This window comes from Pseudomonas parakoreensis (assembly GCF_021602155.1).
GTDB classification, from domain to species: Bacteria; Pseudomonadota; Gammaproteobacteria; order Pseudomonadales; family Pseudomonadaceae; genus Aquipseudomonas; species Aquipseudomonas parakoreensis.
In genome coordinates this window covers 1-255 of record NZ_BQHY01000101.1, presented here as the reverse complement: position 1 = coordinate 255, position 255 = coordinate 1, and the positions used below count along the sequence as shown (strand labels likewise).

Here is a 255-nt window from a genome sequence, read left to right as displayed (position 1 = left end):
CTAGTCCCCGTTCGCTCGCCACTACTAAGGGAATCTCGGTTGATTTCTTTTCCTCAGGGTACTTAGATGTTTCAGTTCCCCTGGTTCGCCTCTTGCACCTATGTATTCAGTACAAGATAACCATCTTATGATGGCTGGGTTCCCCCATTCAGACATCTCCGGATCAAAGTCTGTTTGCCGACTCCCCGAAGCTTTTCGCAGGCTACCACGTCTTTCATCGCCTCTGACTGCCAAGGCATCCACCGTATGCGCTTC

At 51.0% G+C, this 255-nt stretch carries 1 rRNA gene; it reads right to left on the bottom strand.

The features are described from left to right. Nucleotides 1-254 (bottom strand): 23S ribosomal RNA (locus L6D63_RS28570); the annotation flags it as partial. Nucleotide 255 lies beyond the last annotated feature (1 nt).